General features: G+C 30.3%; 3 protein-coding genes. All 3 read left to right on the top strand.

The window, feature by feature from the left end:
* A partial coding sequence (locus tag Q0370_RS02170; protein ID WP_299571502.1) for a hypothetical protein occupies positions 1–339 on the top strand: 339 nt, incomplete at its 5' end.
* The gene (locus Q0370_RS02165) at positions 327–992 is read left to right on the top strand and encodes a hypothetical protein (protein ID WP_299571499.1); all 666 of its coding nucleotides are present in this window, start codon (positions 327–329) and stop codon (positions 990–992) included. The genes Q0370_RS02170 and Q0370_RS02165, both read left to right, overlap by 13 nt.
* 160 nt (positions 993–1,152) lie before the next feature.
* Entirely contained in the window at positions 1,153–2,037 is an 885-nt protein-coding gene (locus Q0370_RS02160; protein WP_299571505.1) for a fructose bisphosphate aldolase, read from the top strand.
* Positions 2,038–2,137 lie beyond the last annotated feature (100 nt).

The following is a 2,137-nucleotide window of genomic DNA, read 5'->3' as shown; positions in this document are numbered from 1 at the left end:
CACGGTAACAGGACAAAAAGGTTCTTATCTTGTTACCGTGAAAGTTGTCTTATATCAGACACGCAATTTGTAGAAATAACGAAGAGTGGATATAAGACAACTTTCACGGTAACAAGACAAGAACCTTTTTGTCTTTGGGAGTTTGACATGGAGAATGACAATATGAAAGGACATTGGATCGGTGTTTTCAGTGGCAATGAAAAGAATGCTACGATTGACTTTACAGAACACATTGAGCCTAAGAAATGGTTTATGATTCCATTTGTGAAGATTTATTTGAAATATCAGCAAGCCAAGTATGTCAGAGATTTAAGGAGGAAATTAAAATGTCTAATTTAAAAAGAATAATCTTAAGTTTAATGTTGCTAATGGGAATTGTAGCATTTGGTAAAAAAAATAGTTTTACATTTGTAACAGCTGGGAAAACTTTAAATAATGCAATTGCTGGAAAAAGTTTGAATCTGGATAAGGGAAATGGTGAAAAAATGGAGTTTACCTCTTTAAACCCTAATGGAAATAAAAATTATAAAACAAATACAGCAGGTGTGATGTTTGATTATGATAATAAGGATGTTAAAAATTCATCAGCAAAATTTGCATTTGGTTTTGATATTTTAAATGACAATATTGAAATTGAAAATGTCAAAATTTATGTTGCGGTACCAAATGAAGGTGAAAAATTGCTTGTGGAAGATGTAATGCCTAAAGGGGCAAAAAAAATGAAAGATTTTAAAAAAGGTCAATATGTTCAGGAAATGGAATTAAAACAAGGCTCAACTTCCAGAGTAGGAGATATAATTGTAAACGAATACAACTGGATGGGGCAGTCTGACACTATTGGAAAAGCAGACCCAAATCTTTTGCTTTCAAGAACTTCAAAAAATTATGCATACCTATTTAAATTTGTAATAAAAGCCAAAGGAATGCCAGAGGAAGTTATTTATCAGCCAGCAGTATTAAAAGTAAAATTGGTAGGAGCTCAAAATTTTTAAAATAAATTTATAAAAGTGAGATTTTTAAATTAAAGTCCGGTTGTATATTTCTAATTTTTATTTTCAAATTTTAATTGACATTTTTGAAAAAAGTGCTATGATAAAAATATGTAAAGGAATTTTTTTAAATTCTGAATTTTAAATGAGGAGGACAGCTATGATGAACGAAAAATTGGAAAAAATGAGAAATGGAAAAGGATTTATTGCAGCACTAGATCAAAGTGGAGGAAGCACTCCGAAAGCGTTGAAATTGTATGGAATTGATGAAAATGAATATTCAAATGATGCAGAAATGTTTGACTTGATTCATAAAATGAGAACTAGAATTATAAAAAGTCCAGCTTTTAACGATACAAAAATTTTAGGTGCTATTTTATTTGAGCAAACTATGGATAGAAAAATCGATGGAAAATATACAGCGGATTTCTTGTGGGAAGAAAAAGGAGTTTTGCCTTTCTTAAAAGTTGACAAAGGACTTGAAGAATTGGAAGATGGTGTTCAAACAATGAAACCAATGCCAGAATTGGATGAACTTTTGAAAAGAGCAAACGAAAGACATATTTTTGGGACAAAAATGCGTTCTGTTATAAAAAAGGCATCACAAACAGGAATTGAAAAAGTTGTAGATCAGCAATTTGAAGTTGCAAATAAGATTATTGCTGCAGGACTTGTTCCAATAATTGAACCAGAAGTAGATATTCATAATACTGATAAAGCAGAATGTGAAACAATATTAAAGAATGAAATCAAAAAGCATCTTGATAAATTGCCTGAAACTTCAAATGTTATGTTAAAAGTAACATTGCCAACAGTTGAAAACTTTTATGAAGATTTGACAAAACATCCAAGAGTTGTAAGAGTAGTAGCATTATCAGGAGGTTACCCAAGAGAAAAAGCAAATGAAATTCTTTCAAAAAATAAAGGAATAATCGCAAGTTTCTCAAGAGCATTAACTGAAGGATTATCAGCACAGCAAAGTGACGAAGAATTTAACAAAACTTTGGAATCAGCAATCGAAGGAATCTACGAGGCTTCTGTAAAATAATTTTTTATAAAAAATAAACTGAATATAAGAACTGGCTTGTTTAAAAGAGATGAGTCAGTTTTTATTTTTGGAAATTGTATTGCTAAAATATTGTAAAAAT

This window comes from uncultured Leptotrichia sp., from assembly GCF_938036635.1.
Taxonomy (GTDB): Bacteria; Fusobacteriota; Fusobacteriia; order Fusobacteriales; family Leptotrichiaceae; genus Leptotrichia; species Leptotrichia hongkongensis.
The sequence above is the reverse complement of the archived record's forward strand: the minus strand, read 5'-3'. Positions and strand labels throughout refer to the sequence as shown.

Excerpts from the sequence above, each read along its gene's own strand:
- Q0370_RS02165 (WP_299571499.1), top strand. The coding sequence starts at position 327 with ATGTCTAATTTAAAAAGAATAATCTTAAGTTTAATGTTGCTAATGGGA.
- Q0370_RS02160 (WP_299571505.1), top strand. The coding sequence starts at position 1,153 with ATGAACGAAAAATTGGAAAAAATGAGAAATGGAAAAGGATTTATTGCA.